Origin of the sequence: Pseudohalioglobus sediminis, from assembly GCF_008370495.1 — a bacterium.
Classification (GTDB): domain Bacteria; phylum Pseudomonadota; class Gammaproteobacteria; order Pseudomonadales; family Halieaceae; genus Halioglobus.
This window is the reverse complement of record NZ_VTUX01000001.1, coordinates 454,578-469,676: the sequence shown is the minus strand read 5'-3', so window position 1 is coordinate 469,676 and position 15,099 is coordinate 454,578. Positions and strand designations below refer to the sequence as shown.

Genomic DNA, 15,099 nt, shown 5'->3' with positions numbered 1-15,099 from the left:
AAAATAGACCAAAGGTGACAGTCTGTCAGATGCCGTTCTGGTAACATCGCCAAAGTGATCTCATGACGGTGTCCCAGGGTGATCGAACCTATCGATGAAACACAGCGCCAGCAGGTGCTGGCACACACGGAGTACTACATTGCCAGCGCTGAAACCGTGCTACAGCGCTCCTTCGAGCGCATCCCGGTGCTGTTTGACCTGAGCGGGACCACCGCGGGGATGTTTCGCGCCTGCGGGCGCCAGCGCGAGATTCGCTACAACCCGTGGATATTCGCCAAGTACTGGCAGGTAAACCTGGAAAGTACCGTGCCGCACGAGGTGGCGCACTACGTTGTGCACGAAGTCTACGGTGCCGGAAAGGTAAAACCGCATGGCGAGGAATGGCGGGCGCTGATGCACTATTTCGAGGCCGACGCTGAAGTCACATTCAAGCTGGATTTGGCGGATATTCCCCAGCGGCGCCAGCGCCGGCATCCCTACCGCTGTGACTGCCGTGACCACGAGGTTTCCTCGACCCGCCACAACCGCATGTGCAAGGGCACCGGGGTCTACCTTTGCCGCTACTGCAACAGCCGCCTGGTCTACGCCCCCTGAGCCCGGTCAGGGCTCGAGGTCGAGCACCACACCGCTGAATACCTGGGCCTCCATGTCCAGTTCCGCGGACTGCTCGATCACGGCCCGGTCCGCCGGCATGCCCAGTTCATTCACCAGGTAGTCCTTGCTGGCCACTGCGCGGGCCTGGGTCAGCTGGCGCAATTGCTCGGCACTGATGTTGATACTGGCAAGCACTGCCTCGTAGCGCTGGTTGAAGCTGGTTTCGCCGACATCGGCGCCCAGGGCTGCATATTTCTTCTCTACCGCCTGCAGGTAGTCCGCGTTGCGCTCAGCCAGCGCCTGGGCCGACAGTCCGTTATCCAGCAGTTCCTGCTCCAGTGCGGCCTTCTGCAGCGCGCGCGTGTCCGGGTCCAGGTTGAGCTGGCCGCTGATGACGAGGGTCAGGCCCGGGCGCTGCGACAGCGCTTCATACAATATGCCGAGTTTCTTTTTGGAGGCGTCATTGAGCTCGGCACTGCCGCTGGGAATACCCACCCTTTGCAGGTCGTCCTCGGTGCCAACCAGGCTGCCAAGAAGCGCGAAGGGCGCGGTCACGGCCTTGGTAATCAGGTTCATCACCGCCCCGGCGATGACGCTGCCAAGGGCAAACTCGGGGTTGTCCACGTCACCCTCTACCGGGATCTGCAGGTCGATTACGCCACTCATGTCGGTCAGCAGGGCCAGTGCCAGGTCCAGTGGCAGGTCGACGGCCTTGTCGCTGTCTACCGCCTCGCCGAGTTTCAGCTGGTCGATGAGTATCTTGTTGTCGCCTTCCAGGTGGTTGTTGTCGAGGCTGTAGGCGAGGTCGAGGTTCAGCAGGCCGCGCTCGATTTCCCTGCCGGCGTAGGTGCCCGAGTAAGGGGTCAGCAACACCATGTCGACACCGGTGAAGACCAGCTGCAAATTCAGCCCGGGCGGCTCGTCAAAGGGCGCCGCGGTGCCATTGAGGGTAACGGGCGCATAACCGTCTACTGAGCCCTTGATGTCCACACTGGTGTTGCTGCCGGGCGCTGAACTGATGTCGGTGATCTCACCGTTGACATCGCCGATCACGGTGCGGAAAGGTATGGGCAGGCTTTCGTCCATAAAGTCGATGGCACTTTCGGTCACCAGGATTTCCGGTATGTTGACCTGCCAGGGACGATCCAGCTCCAGGTCATGGGCGATTTCTTCCGCCCGGTCCCCCAGCTCCTCCTGCCAGACCTTGGAAGCGTTGATGCTGCCGTCCTTCATGATGTGCACGCGGCCTTCGTAATTGTGTATCAGCAGCTTGCGCATGAAGACCGTGCGTTCTGAGAGATCGACCTCTAATGCCTCCCAGCGCACACTGTCCCAGCGCGTTATGGCGTCTTCAGCGCCTTCGATCTTGCCCGCGAAGTTGGTGACAGCGCCGTCGACTTCCACCAGCACAGGCATGAACTCTGCCAGGCTCAGCGCGCCGGTCACATCCAGCTGCCCATCGGTAAGGGTGGCTTTCAGTGCCTTGGGGAGGTTGGGGTTGAACCAGGGCAGGGGCAGCGTCTGCAACTGGTAACTGAACTCGCCAGCTCCGCTGTCCAGGTTCAGGGCGCCGCTTATCTGTAGTTGGGTGGTGTCGTTCACGGCGAGCGAAAGCGACAGGGGGCTGTCATCCCGCGGCGGCCAGGCAATATTGCTGGCGCTGGCAGTGAGGGGGGACAGCACTACCGTCGGCGGGTCGGTGTACTCGGAGCGCCAGCTGACATAGCTGTTTTGCAGCGCGAAGTCGTCGAGCGATGCGCTCCAGGCGGGGGTATCATCATCGGCTGCAGGTTCCGGGCTGGTCGCGGGCAGTTTGTCGGTGGCGAACAGGTGCAGCAGGCTGACCTGCTCACCTTCACTCCAGCCGGCCACGTTGAGGCCGTCCACGGTGACACCGCTGATGTGGACCCGCTGCCCGGCGCCGTTCACGCTGATGCCAGCCACCTCCAGCTGATCCATGACGACAGCCGTATCCGCTAGCGAATCCGGGGCCTGGGGCGCAATATCCAGTGACAACAGGCTGACGCGTCCATTGTCCACCTGGTAGTCGAGGCCATCGCCCCAGCTTACCGTGTAGTCTCCGGCCACGTTCAGCAGGCCGCGACGCAACTCGAAGTGCAGCCAGGGTTCGGCGAAGCGCCACAGTGGCACCAGGCTCAGGTCGCTCACGCGCAGCCTGCCCTCGCTGCGGGCCTGGGGTATGGAGACCGTGCCAGACCATTCCAGCTCGCCGCCGCTCTCATCGCGTGCCAGTACGCGGTAGGGCTTACCCTCCTCAATGACCGTGGACAGATCGGTAACGGCGATATCGATGCCGTCATAGTGCGTTTGGAAGGGCTCATCCCGCGCCTCGTCGCTGATATCGATGCGCTCGGCGGTGAACACCAGCAGATCGATGGTGATTGCGGGTATGGTGGTCTCACTCGCCTCCGCGGTGTCCTCCGATGGTGGCGGCAGCAGGTCGGAAAAGTTGTAGGTGTCAGTGTCGGTGCGGCGTAGTTGCAGGCGCAGGCCGCGAACGCCCACCCCGTCCAGCACCACGCCGGGGCGGGTCAGGCTGGCGAGCGACAGGTCGACGTTGGCCCGGTCGACACCGGCGAAGGCGCTGCCGTCCGGTTCGCTGAGGCTGGCGCCACGAATCTCGGCATTGAAGGTGAAGGGGTTGAACAATATGAGGTCGGTGCGCAGTTCGCGCCCGTAATTCTCCTCCACGTAGCGCGGCGCCATGAAATTGACAGCGGGCATTAACAACAGGACGACAACAAGGACATAGGCGACGTAGATCGCCAGCAGTACCCGAACAACTTTCCCCAACACGTGCGCTCCTTGGTGGCTTGTGCAGACTAACTATAGTTCAAAAGCGGCCGATGCAAACCCATCACATGACCGCCTGCCGTGTTCGCAGTCTGTGTATACGTGGTGGGGAAGGCAGTGGTGCTCTGCGCGCGCCCGCAGGGCGATAAACTGGTGATGGCGGGACGCCTACAGGCCCTTGCGATAGGTATAGGGGGTGACGCCGGTCCAGCCCTTGAACGCGCGGATGAAGGCCGAGGATTCCGAAAAGCCGGCGCGATGGGCGATTTCCTCGATGGACAGTCCCTGCTTGCCCAGGAAGTGCAGGGCGGTATCCCGCCGCACCTGGCTTTTGACTTCCTTGAAGGTGGTGCCCTCTGCGGATAGCCGACGCCTAAGTGTCTGCGGGTGCACATCCAGCATGGCGGCGACATCGTTGAGTTCAGGCATGTCCATCAGGTTCTGGTGCACGGCTTCACGGACCTGCGCTGTCCAGCTGTTCTGGTCATAGGTCTGGGTCAACAGCATCAGCGTCGGATGGCGCAGGAAATGGCGCAGGGTCTGTTCAGTCTGGGTAACACGGCGGTCCAGCAGTGCGCTGGAAAACACCAGCTGTGAATGTGCCTGCTCGAACTCCATCGGATTGCCGAGGAACATGGCGCGATATTCGCGCAGCTGGGTTGCCGGCGGGTAGGCCAGCTGCGCACTCTGCAGCGGCAGGTGCTCCCGGATCAACCAGCTGAAAAAACGGTGGGCGTTGAACAGCATCAACTCCACCATGTACGGATCCGGTGACGCATGGTCATCTGCGGTGATCACCCTGATCAGGGCCGTCTCGTCGTCGACCATAAACTCGGGGTGCACACCGCACTCAAACAGCTGGAAGAAGCGGCAGTAGCGCGCCATCGCCTGCCCCAGGGTTTCGCAACCCATTACCGCGTGGCACATCATCGACCAGCAGCCAACGGGCATGGGCCGGGACGCGTAGCCCAGCGCCTCGTCGTTCATGGCCAGCATGGTATTGACCTGCAGGTCGGCGAAGCGCTCAACGGAGACGCGGGCATCGTCCTCCAGCAGCAGGCGCGGTGATATGCGGCTGTGCCGCAACAGGCTGATCGGTTCCAGCCCCCGTGCCACGGCGTTCTTCAGCACTGCGCGAGCGAAGTAGACGGAGATGGAAACATCGCGCGTGGACACCGTTCAGCCCACCTTGCCGGTATTGCTCAGGTGCATTGTGTTCGGCTCCACGGAGGCCACGCGATTGCGGCCGCTGCGCTTGGCCAGGTACATCGCGCGATCGGATTCCCGGCACAGTTCGTCCAGGGTGATATTGCCACGCAGCGACGCGACGCCAAGGCTGACAGTTATCGGTATGCGCTGCTGATCGACAAGCAGCGGGCGCTCGCCCAGCGCATTGCAGATACGCTCGGCGAGCACACGTGCGGATGCCAGGTCGGTGTCGGGCAGGACCAGCACGAATTCCTCGCCGCCAATCCGTGCTACCGCGTCACTGGACCGGCTGAGCCGGTCCAGGGTGGCGGCCACTTCACGCAGCACGTAGTCGCCGGCCTCGTGACCGAAGCTGTCGTTAACATTCTGGAAGTGGTCGATGTCGACCATGATCGCGGCGGTCTCGATGTCTTCACGATTGGCCTTGGCCAGGCTGATGCGCAGGGTATCGCCGAGGCCGCGGCGGTTGAGCAGGCCGGTCATCGGGTCTTCCGTGGCCAGGTGCGACAAATGCTGCTGGTACTCGAACAGTACGCTGGTAAGAAACCCCACCACGAGCAGGGCAAAGCACCAGACATAGGCGCCAAAGGTGATTACACGAGCCAGTCGCATGTCATCGCCGACCAGCAACTGGTAATGGGCCACGGGAACCGCGACCACGACCAGCGCGGCAGCGCCGGCAATAATCGCATCGCCCACGTTACGCTTGGACAGGGCCCGTCGACCACAGAGCAGGCCCGTGGCAGCAAAGAACAGGCCTGACAGGCCGCTCTGTGTCAGGTACATGGCTTTGGGTAACAGGAAGAAAACACTCAGGCAGCCCAGCAGGCAGGCAATGCCCAGGGCGATGCGCCCGCGAGGGTCGCGTGCGCGCTGTCCCGCAGCGAGGAACAGCAGGTAGCTGTTGAGGATGGCTGCCACAGCCGGCACATCGACGGCCATGGGCATGCCGGTGTTCTGCTGCAGGCTGAAGGCAATCCAGCCCAGCAGGGTGGCCATAAAATACACGGTGAACAGCCCGACGCCAGCCGGAGGCGTGACGGAGTCGCTCAACACGTAGGTCACCAGCAGCTGTGCCAGGGTCAGCAGGAACAGCAGCCCCAGCAGCAATACAGCCCAGTTTTCTGGAAAAATGTCTACCATGCGCAGGTCGTATCAGTCCGCTGTCAGTTCCAGTCAATTAATTTGTCGGGGCCGGTCATTGTTGGCCGGGAGAGCGCTAACCATACTGACCGGCCTTCGATACAGCTAGATTTAGAGGTGTTCCCATATGCTGCCGAGAAACTTCACCGAGGAACAGAACATGTTCCGCGACGCTTACCGTAAATTCCTTGCCAGCGAGATTGTGCCACATATGGAGGCCTGGCGTGAGGCCGGAATAGTCGATCGTGAAGCTTTCCGCAAAGCGGGGGAGCAGGGCTTTCTCATGTTCTGGCCGGACGAGAAATACGGTGGGATCGGTGACTACGATATTCGCTACGACCAGATCATCATCGAGGAGACCACCTACGCGCGCGCCGGGGACTGGTTCGCCAACCTGCACAGCCGCCTGGTGGGTCCCTACCTGACGCGATTCGGCAGTGAAGAACAGTGCGAGCGTTTCCTGCCCGGGTGTGTCAGTGGCGAGACCATTCTCGCTATTGCCATGACCGAGCCCGATGCGGGGTCGGACCTGTCGGGCATGCGCTCAAACGCCGTGGAAAAGGACGATCACTGGGTGCTCAACGGTTCCAAGACGTTTATTTCCAATGGCATTAATGCCGACCTGGTCCTGGTGGCGGCAAAAACCGACCCGGAGAACAACCCCTACCACATGACCCTGTTCCTGGTGGAGCGAGGCATGGAGGGCTTCGAGCGCGGCCGCAACCTGAAGAAGATGGGGCTCAAGGGGCAGGACACGGCGGAGTTGTTTTTCAATGATGTAAAAGTACCGAAGGAAAACGTCCTCGGTGAGCCCGGCAAGGGCTTTGTTTACCTGATGGAGGGGCTCGCCGAAGAGCGCCTGCTGGGTATGATCGGGTACCTGGCGGCTGCGCAGCTGTCCTGGGACCTGACTGCCGATTACGTGCAGCAACGCAAGGCCTTCGGCAAGCCCATCAGTGCCTTCCAGAACACCCAGTTCAAGCTGGCTGAGCTGCGCACGGAACTGGATATCACACAAAACTATGTAGACCAGTGCGTCAGTGCATTCAATGCGGGACAGCTTACCGCGGTGGATGCTGCCAAGGGTAAACTGGCGACGTCCGAGCTTCAGGTCAAGGCAGCCCAGGTGGGCGTACAGATGCACGGTGGTCACGGCTACATGGACGAATACCCGATCAGCCGCCAGCTGACCGATGCGATGATTTCCCCCATCTACGCCGGCAGCTCCGAGGTGATGAAACTGATCATCAGCCGAGACTGCCTGGGGGATGACTACGTCCCCTTCAATACACGCAACTTCTGAATAAACACCAAACCATTTCGCAACAGGAGAACCAAAATGGATCTGAACGGAAAAGTAGCAATTGTCACCGGTGGCGCATCCGGCCTGGGCCAGGGCACCGTTGAAGCTTACGTGGCCAAGGGTATGAAGGTCGCGATTTTTGACCTCAATGCTGACCGCGCCCAGGCTGTGATTGACGACCTCGGTGCCGACAACGTCGCCTTCTGGAGCGTGAACGTGGCCGATGAGGAGAGCGTCAGGAACGCCGTTGCCGAGGTCGTGGAGAAATTTGGCGCCCTGCACGTGGTCAATAATTTTGCCGGCATCGGCAGCGCTGCCAAGACCTACGGCAAGAACGGCGTGTTCCCCATAGAACAATGGGACCCGGTGATCGCCATCAACCTGACCGGCACCTTCAACGTGTCCCGCTACGCCGCCGAGCAGATGTCCAAAAACGACACCATCAATGACGACGGCGGCCGTGGCGTCATCATCAACACCGCTTCCGTGGCCGGCTATGAGGGCCAGGTTGGTCAGGTTGCCTACTCCGCCACCAAGGGCGGTGTGATCGGCATGACAGTGCCCATGGCCCGCGACCTGGCCAGCTATGGCATTCGCGTCAACACGATCGTGCCCGGCCTGATTCACACGCCGTTGTTCGAGTCCCTGCCGGAAGCAGCTTACAAATCGCTCGAGGCCTCCGTGTGCTACCCGCAGCGCCTGGGCAAGCCTGCGGAAATTGCGCACCTGTCGGTATTTATCGCCGAGAACGATTACCTCAATGCAGAGTGCATCCGCCTGGACGGTGCCATCCGCATGCAGCCTCGCTAAGGAGCTCACTATGGGACCGTTGAACGGCTACACAGTTTTGGAACTGGCGGGCATCGGTCCCGCTCCAATGGGGGGTATGATCCTGGCGGATATGGGCGCGGAGGTCATCCGCATCGATCGTGCCGGAACCGTCGGCGGCGGGCAGATGAAGGACGTCAGTAACCGCGGCAAGAAGTCCGTGGCGCTGAACCTGAAAGATCCCGCAGGTGTGGAAACCCTGCTGCGCATGGTGGAAAACGCCGATGTGATTATCGACCCCATGCGCCCGGGTGTCTGCGAGAAACTGGGTATCGGGCCGGATGTGTGTTTGGAACGCAACCCGAAGATTATCTTCGCGCGCATGACTGGCTGGGGCCAGGACGGTCCGCTGGCACAGGCTGCCGGCCACGACATCAACTATATCTCCATCACCGGGGCCCTTTACGCGATGGGTCGCAAGGGCGAAAAGCCGGTGCCGCCGCTGAATCTCGTGGGTGACATGGGTGGCGGTGGCATGCTGATGGTGAACGGCATTCTCGCTGCGCTGCTGGAGACCGCGAACTCCGGCAAGGGCCAGGTCATTGACGCAGCCATGGTGGACGGCGCAGCCCAGCTGATGTGGATGTTCCACGGGTTTGAGGCCATGGGCATGTGGGACGCCAGCCAGCGCGAGAGCAACCTGCTCGACGGCGGCGCCTTTTTCTACGACACCTATGAATGCGCTGACGGTGAATACATTTCTATCGGTTCCATCGAGCCGCAATTCTATGCCCTGCTGAAAGAAAAGGCCGGCCTGTCGGATGAGGATTTCGCCGAGCAGAATAATCCGGCATTGTGGCCTCAGCAGAAGGAAAAGATCGCCGCGGTATTCCGGCAGAAGACACAGGCCCAGTGGTGTGAGCTGATGGAGGGAACCGATGTCTGTTTTGCCCCGGTGCTCAACCTGGTCGACGCCCCCGCGCACCCGGCCAACGTGGCACGCCAGACGTATATCGAAGTAGATGGTGTGACCCAGCCGGCGCCGGCGCCACGTTTCTCGCGCACGCCCTCGGCGGTGCGTAACGCCGGCTCCATCCCCGGCGAGGACACGCGCGCAGTGCTTCTGGAGATGGGTTTTGCGAGACAGGAGCTCGACGCCCTGAGCGAGGGGGGCGCCATTGCCAGTGGAGATAAAAATGACTGAGTACACGACGGTACAGCTGGAGCGCCACGGTGCGGTGGGCGTCATCACCATGGATCGTCCGCAGGCCATGAATGCGTTTGATGCGGCCCTGCGCCGGGACATGCTGCTGGCAGCGCGTGAACTGAATGCAGACGACGCCATTCGCGTTGTCGTGCTGACGGGAACCGGCCGTGGTTTCGGCGCCGGCGCGGACCTGACCGAGACCCCGATGTCGGATCCCACCTGGCGTGTGGATGACCAGCTCAACCTGGAATACAAACCGCTGATGCTGGAAATCTACCGTGCCCCCAAGCCCTGGATCAGTGCCGTGCACGGCCCCGCCGCGGGCGTATCCAGTGCCCTGGCGATGGTATGTGACCTGACCGTGATGGCGGAGAACGCCTATATCTACCAGGCTTTCACTGCCATTAGCCTGGTGCCGGATGGCGGTGCCACCTGGCACCTGGTGCAGACTATCGGTCGCAAGCGCGCCTATGAAATTATCGCCACCGGGGAAAAGCTGGCCGCACAGAAATGCCTCGACTGGGGGCTTTGCAACCGCGTGGTGGCCGACGATGCGCTGCTGCCGGAAACCCTGGCGTGGGCGGAAGAACTCGCCAACAGGGCGCCGCTGTCACTGCGCTATGCCAAGCAGGCGGTAGCCGAGGCCTGTGAGGCAGACCTGGGCCAGACCATCTCCGTTGAAGCCGACCTGCAGCGCATCTGTATTGCCAGTGAAGATGCGGGTGAAGGTGCCGCGGCTTTCCTGGAAAAGCGCGCGCCGGTGTGGAAGGGGCGCTGACAGGGCCTGAGGCCATGCTAACATCTGCGGCAGAACAGAATAACGAGAGATGTTATGCGACGTGCACTTGTACTGGCCGCGATGCTGGCCGCTTCACCTTCGGCGCTGGCCACAAAGCAACTGCTGTGGGGTGACACCCACCTGCACACCAACAACTCATTCGACGCGATTACGATTGGCAACGCGTCGATAGACCCGGCGGCGGCTTATCGTTATGCCAGGGGTCTGCCTGTTGTACATCCCTACCACGGCGCTCGCGTGCAGATCGGCACACCACTGGATTTCCTGGTGGTCTCTGACCATGCGGAATTCCTCGGTGTGATACGTCATGTCTACGAGGACTGGGTGCCTACCGAAGACCTCGGCATCGTGGATTCACTGTATGCCTGGTTTTCCGCGCTGGTCATCAAGGCCGGCGTCGGCTCCAGTTGGGGTCCGGTATTGTTCGGTTCGCGCCTGCCCACGGCGGAGGATCCGCGCGAGGCCGGCGAGCGCCTGCAGGATGAAGGCATCAAGATCGGTGGCATCCCGCCCCTGCCCGATGTGTCACGCGCGACCTGGGAACAGGCGGTAGCGGCGGCAGATGCCGCCAATGAACCGGGCAGCTTCAGTGCACTGATAGGCTGGGAGTGGAGCTCCAACAACGGCGGCGCCAACCTGCATCGTATTGTCATTACCGACTCCGGTGCCGAGCAGGCCCGGCAATACCTGCCCTTCAGTTTCCTTGATAGCTCCTTCCCCGAAGACCTCTGGGCCTGGCTGGATCGTACCAGCGCCGATACCGGGGCTGATTTCATTGCCATCCCGCACAATTCGAATATATCCAAGGGTTACATGTTTGACACCCAGACCCTGCGTGGCCAGCCCATCACCGCAGAGTATGCCGCCGCGCGCATGCGCTGGGAACAGGTGGTGGAAGTAACCCAGATCAAGGGCGACTCGGAAACGCATCCTGACCTGTCGCCGGATGATACCTTCGCCGATTTTGAAACTTTCCCGTTCTACATCCAGCGTGACCGCACACCCTACGTGGCATCGATATCGGACTATATTCGCCCTGCGCTGCGATTGGGGCTGGAAATTGAAGGTAATATCGGTATCAACCCCTACCAGTTCGGCATGATTGGCTCCAGTGATGCCCACTCCGGGCTGGCCGGTGCGGAGGAGGATAATTTTCACGGGAAATTTGCCGCTGACAGTATTCCCACCAACAAGGAAGGCCTGTTCAAGGTAGACGCGGAAGGTCGGCCGGTGGGCTGGAATATGTCTGCTTCCGGGCTGGCTGCGGTCTGGGCTGAGGACAATACGCGTGAAGCCATTGTTGCTGCACTCAAGCGGCGCGAGGTCTATGCCACCAGCGGCCCGCGTATCGCGGTGCGATTTTTTGCCGGGCGTGGCTACAGCGAGGCCATGCTCGACAGTGCCGGGCTCTACGCGCAGGCAATTGCCAGTGGTGTGCCCATGGGGGGGCAGTTGGCTGGCCCCTGGAGCACCTCACCGGAGTTCCTGGTGGTGGCAGAGAAAGAAGCGGATGGCGCCAACCTGGATCGTATCCAGATCATCAAGGGCTGGGTGGACAGTAACGGGCGCAGCCACGAGCGCGTCTTCGATGTGGCCTGGTCTGGTGCCAGGCAAGCCGATGATGGTGGTAAGGTGCCGCCTGTGGGTAATACCGTGGACGCGGACAACGCGCGCTACAGCAACACCATCGGTGCCGTCACCCTGGGCGCACGCTGGCAGGACCCGGAATTCGATCCCGCCGTCAGCGCTTTTTACTACGCGCGGGTGTTGCAGATACCCACACCACGGCACTCGCTTTACGACGCAGTCGCATTGCAGCGCGACATATCCGCCGGCTTTCCGGACAGTATCCAGGAACGGGCCTATACCTCGCCCATCTGGTACCAGCCCTGATCAGTCGGTGGTGCCGGCGGGCAGCTGCCGCACCTCCACCTGCAGCGGGGCGGCAGTGTCCAGGTGTACGTCGCGCTGCGGGAAGGAAATGCTGATGCCGGCGGCGTTAAACTTGTCATTGATGACGGTGCGCAGCTCGGTCCAGGCCCGCGGCCGGCTCTCGGAGACATAACAGCGCAGCCACAGCAGCAAGGCGTTGTCGCCAAAGTCCTCGAATGTCACCAGGGGTTCAGGGTCAGGCAGCACCAGTTCTACTTCGCCCGCGGCTTCGTACATCAGCGCCATGGCGTTGCGCACATCGGTGCCGTAGGCAACACCGACCGGGACAATGACCCGTACCGCGTTTTCACTCAGCGTCCAGTTGATGACCTGCCCGGTGATCAGTTCCTTGTTGGGGATCAGGTGCTCCTTGCGCTCAAATGTTTCGATGATGGTTGCCCTTGGGTTGATCTTTTTCACCACGCCCTCGGCGCCGCCGGCACTGATGACATCGCCCACGCGCACCGGCCGTTCAAACAGGATAATGATGCCGCTGATGAAGTTGGCCACGATTTCCTGCAGGCCGAATCCGATACCCACGCCGAGTGCCGCAACCAGCCACTGTACCTTGCTCCACTCCCAGCCGATGGTGCTGAGAAACAGCGCGCCGCCGATAGCGATTACCAGGTACTGCAGCAGTATGCTGGTGGCATAGCGCGCGCCCGCGCTCATGTTGAACCACTCACGCATGAATACCTCACTGATAGAGGGCAGGTTCCTGGTGACCAGTGCCGTGACGACCAGGATGACCACGCTCAGGGTGAGGTCGAACAGGGTGATGGCGCGCAGGCCTCCGGCGCCATCGCCCGCCTGCCACAAAGTCATTGAGTCGAGCAGCGTCAGCGCGGGGAGGCTGGGCGCCCAGATGACAAACAGCGCCACTGCCGCGGCCAGGAAGCGCACCATGGTAAGCAGCTTGGTATGTGCCTCCGAGAGGGATATGACGTCAATCATGGCCTCCTCGTCGTCGGGGGCCTCGCTGTCCTGCTCATGTGCGCGGTGCTCTTCCCGGGCCTGCTTCTGCAGACGGGCGCGCAGTATCAGCAGCCAGCGTTCGAGCACGTCCCCCGCCAGCTTGATGAGCCCCAGTGCGATAACCGAGCGCCCCAGTGCCATCAGATAGATATCGGCGGCGAAGAGCAGGCCGATAGCCTGCATCACTATCACGGCCGCGGCGGTGACCACGGTCAGGCGCAGGCCGAGCCGCGTGAGCGAGTCGTCGCAGAAAATCTCCCGGCGCAGCAGGCGCACACTGAAAGCGATAATGCTGCCAGCCACAATGGCAGTGGCAAGTGCCCCTAGCGGGCCGCCGCTGACCACCACGTCGAGATGAAATACGAACACGTCCAACAATACACCGAAGCAGATCGTGGGGCCCGCCCAGTTCAGCTCCTTGCGCAGCGCGTCGAGCATGCGGGCGTTCCACTTCAGGTAGCGGCGCCCCACACCGTGGCGGCTGGCGATCAACCGCGTCAGCAGCAACAGGTAGAGTATCCAGGCGGTGAACTTGAGTGCGGGTGCCAGGGCATCACCGAAATCCGAGGCCGGTATGCCTTCCTGCAGGAGCACGCCGGCACAGAAAAGCAGCAATGGCCACGGGGCGACCAGCAAGCAGGACAGGGCCAGCCCGGCGAGCATGTGCCACAGGGTCGCGCCGCTGATGAGTATGGGCTTGCTGAGCATCTGGTTATACACGGGACGCAGCTGACGGCGCAGCAGGATGGCGAGCAACAACAGGGCCAGCAGCGCACTTGACCATGGCAGCGCCTGGTAACCGGAGACCAACTGCGCAGGGAGCCGCGTCCAGCTTTCCGGGTTAAGCAGCACCGCGAGCTGGTGCTTCAGAGAAGCCAGTTCGAGATAGGAGAAATTGCGCACCCACAGCAGGTTGCCGAGGAGGAATTTGTGGAACTCGCTGGTGGTCGTGATCAGCGTGAACGTGGTTTCATTATTTTCCAGCAGCTGATGCAGTAGCAGGCCCATGCCCTGCAGGTTCCGCTCCAGCAGATCCCTGCGCTGGTCCACCAGGTCGTTAACCAACTGTTGCGAGGCGCTGTCCCAGTCCTGCAGGTCAGGCAACAGCGTACCGAGATAATCCTGGCGGTCATTGATGGCGCGGAATTCTTCTTCGACATCGATTTGCTCCATGGAAGTATCAGCGATCAATGCGTTGCGCTGGTTGATCTCCCGCCGCAGTTCCTCGGTTTCCGGCAGGCTGTTGAGGCGCGTGATCATGACCCTGCCGAGGACTTCCTTGCGGCCGGCCACTTCCAGGCGCCGCTGCATCAGCAGCGAATCCTGCTCAAGTCCTTCCAGCGTCGCCTTGAGCTGGTTGCCCTCCGTTCGCGCACTGTCGGTGGCGTGCGCAACTGACTGCAATTGTTCCGCCAGCGAGCGGTTTTCCTCGGCAAAGCGCTGCAGCACCGGGTCGTCTCGTTGCAGTTGCTGCTGCAGCTGCGCAGTGGTTTTCAGTTGCTCCTCGGTGGCGCTGCTGCGAGCCGCGTCCAGGGCCTGGTTCAGCGCCGCCAGCTTTGCTTCCGTCCGGTTGATAGCCGCGCCCAGCCAGGTGCGCTCCGCCGCATTCACGCGCGCGCTGGCAGGTTCGCTGAGAATTTCCACTTCCAGCGCCTGGCGCTCGGCTACCGCCGCCCGGTTTTCCGCAGCCGCTACGGCTGCTGCCACGCGCTGCTCGAGACTGGCATCGAGCGCGGTGGATACCGGCGTCCCGCCCTGGCTCTGCAGGGCAACGAGGCGTTGCTGTATCTCCGCCCGGCGCGCCGGAAGATTGTCTATTTCCTGCAACAGTTGCGTGCGCCGCTCACTCAGGGCCTGCCGCTCAGCGCCGACCAGCGTAATCTGGCTGCGCACCTGGTCAACCGTTGCGTCCGGCGGAAGCAGGTCCTCATTACTGGCCTTGTCAGTAGCTGATTTGACCTCTTGCAGGCGTTGGTTGAAAAGTTGCACCTGCTCGGAGGCGTTCTCCATAAGCTGCTGCAGCTGGTCGGCACGCGCCTTGAAGGCACGCGCGTTCTCCAGCTCAGCCTCGGCGCCGTCGAGCCGCTGCAGCAGTTCCTGTCGGCGCTCCTCGGCGAGCTCGCTGGTGTTATTGATCTCGTTGCGCAGGGCGTCCAGCGAGTCCGCGTCCAGTTCAGGCTGGGCCAGGCTGGCAAGGGAGAAGAATGCCAGGCACAACAGGGGCATCAGCGGCAGCAGTTTGAACAGGGATCGGCACGGCGAGGGAATCATTGCCGCGGCCGGTTCATTTCCAGGGGTGGCGTGGGTCATAATGGCTTGTCTTTAATCCGGGCTGCCGGGCAACTGATACAACGA

Annotated in this window: 10 protein-coding genes; 6 read left to right on the top strand and 4 right to left on the bottom strand. The window is 61.7% G+C overall.

Features of this window, described 5'->3' with window-relative positions; translation table 11 throughout:
• The first annotated feature begins 78 nt into the window (after nt 1-78).
• Nucleotides 79-594 (top strand): SprT family zinc-dependent metalloprotease, encoded by a 516-nt coding sequence (locus F0M18_RS02030; protein ID WP_149609705.1) that lies wholly within the window; start codon nt 79-81, stop codon nt 592-594.
• A gap of 6 nt (nt 595-600) precedes the next feature.
• Here F0M18_RS02030 and F0M18_RS02025 read toward each other — a convergent pair whose 3' ends face one another.
• The 3 genes from F0M18_RS02025 to F0M18_RS02015 form a co-directional block, all read right to left on the bottom strand.
• Entirely contained in the window at nt 601-3,408 is a 2,808-nt protein-coding gene (locus F0M18_RS02025) for a DUF748 domain-containing protein (protein ID WP_149609704.1), read from the bottom strand.
• Nucleotides 3,409-3,576: 168 nt separating this feature from the next.
• Complete coding sequence (locus F0M18_RS02020) at nt 3,577-4,584, bottom strand: AraC family transcriptional regulator (RefSeq protein ID WP_149609703.1); 1,008 nt, start codon at nt 4,582-4,584, stop codon at nt 3,577-3,579.
• Nucleotides 4,585-4,587: 3 nt separating this feature from the next.
• Nucleotides 4,588-5,760, bottom strand: coding sequence for a GGDEF domain-containing protein (locus F0M18_RS02015; RefSeq protein ID WP_149609702.1), 1,173 nt, complete (start codon nt 5,758-5,760; stop codon nt 4,588-4,590).
• Nucleotides 5,761-5,887: 127 nt separating this feature from the next.
• On the opposite strand from F0M18_RS02015, the gene F0M18_RS02010 reads away from it, so the two are divergent.
• Genes F0M18_RS02010 through F0M18_RS01990 form a run of 5 tightly spaced genes read left to right on the top strand, consistent with a single transcriptional unit; the run spans nt 5,888 to nt 11,730 of the window.
• Complete coding sequence (locus F0M18_RS02010) at nt 5,888-7,063, top strand: acyl-CoA dehydrogenase family protein (protein ID WP_149609701.1); 1,176 nt, start codon at nt 5,888-5,890, stop codon at nt 7,061-7,063.
• A gap of 36 nt (nt 7,064-7,099) precedes the next feature.
• A complete protein-coding gene (locus tag F0M18_RS02005) occupies nt 7,100-7,873 on the top strand; it encodes an SDR family NAD(P)-dependent oxidoreductase (RefSeq protein WP_149609700.1) in 774 nt (257 codons plus the stop codon).
• Between the two features lie 10 nt (nt 7,874-7,883).
• Nucleotides 7,884-9,035 carry a CaiB/BaiF CoA transferase family protein gene (locus F0M18_RS02000; RefSeq protein ID WP_149609699.1) on the top strand — a complete coding sequence of 384 codons (1,152 nt, stop codon included), beginning with the start codon at nt 7,884-7,886 and terminating at the stop codon, nt 9,033-9,035.
• The gene (locus F0M18_RS01995) at nt 9,028-9,816 is read left to right on the top strand and encodes an enoyl-CoA hydratase/isomerase family protein (protein ID WP_149609698.1); all 789 of its coding nucleotides are present in this window, start codon (nt 9,028-9,030) and stop codon (nt 9,814-9,816) included. The genes F0M18_RS02000 and F0M18_RS01995 overlap by 8 nt, the downstream gene beginning before the upstream one ends.
• Nucleotides 9,817-9,870: 54 nt before the next feature.
• Nucleotides 9,871-11,730: a DUF3604 domain-containing protein gene (locus F0M18_RS01990; RefSeq protein ID WP_149609697.1), complete on the top strand. Its 1,860-nt coding sequence runs from the start codon at nt 9,871-9,873 to the stop codon at nt 11,728-11,730.
• On the opposite strand, the gene F0M18_RS01985 is transcribed toward F0M18_RS01990, so the two are convergent.
• A complete protein-coding gene (locus F0M18_RS01985) occupies nt 11,731-15,054 on the bottom strand; it encodes a mechanosensitive ion channel domain-containing protein (RefSeq protein ID WP_149609696.1) in 3,324 nt (1,107 codons plus the stop codon).
• Between the last annotated feature and the right edge of the window lie 45 nt (nt 15,055-15,099).